This window comes from Neisseria sp. HMSC064E01 (genome assembly GCF_001808875.1).
In the GTDB taxonomy this organism is placed as follows: Bacteria; Pseudomonadota; Gammaproteobacteria; order Burkholderiales; family Neisseriaceae; genus Neisseria; species Neisseria sicca_A.
In genome coordinates this window covers 1-662 of sequence record NZ_KV794914.1, presented here as the reverse complement: position 1 = coordinate 662, position 662 = coordinate 1, and the positions used below count along the sequence as shown (strand labels likewise).

Annotated in this window: 1 protein-coding gene; it reads left to right on the top strand. The window is 50.8% G+C overall.

Annotated elements, in window-relative coordinates; all coding sequences use genetic code 11:
* The coding region (locus HMPREF2572_RS04285; RefSeq protein WP_070496389.1) for a GTP-binding protein at positions 1-662 on the top strand (662 nt) is incomplete at both ends.

Here is a 662-nt window from a genome sequence, read left to right as displayed (position 1 = left end):
AAGGAAAAATTTGAACGTAGCAAACCGCACGTAAACGTTGGCACCATCGGTCACGTTGACCATGGTAAAACCACTCTGACTGCTGCTTTGACTACTATTTTGGCTAAAAAATTCGGTGGTGCTGCAAAAGCTTACGACCAAATCGACAACGCTCCCGAAGAAAAAGCCCGCGGTATTACCATTAATACCTCACACGTAGAATACGAAACCGAAACCCGCCACTACGCACACGTAGACTGCCCGGGTCACGCCGACTACGTTAAAAACATGATTACCGGTGCCGCACAAATGGACGGCGCAATCTTGGTATGTTCCGCTGCTGACGGTCCTATGCCGCAAACCCGCGAACACATCCTGTTGGCCCGCCAAGTAGGCGTACCTTACATCATCGTGTTCATGAATAAATGCGACATGGTTGACGATGCCGAGCTGTTGGAACTGGTTGAAATGGAAATCCGTGACTTGCTGTCAAGCTACGACTTCCCAGGCGACGACTGCCCGATCGTACAAGGTTCTGCACTGAAAGCCTTGGAAGGCGACGCTGCTTACGAAGAAAAAATCTTCGAACTGGCTGCTGCATTGGACAGCTACATCCCGACTCCTGAGCGTGCCGTGGACAAACCGTTCCTGTTGCCTATCGAAGACGTATTCTCTATCTCCGG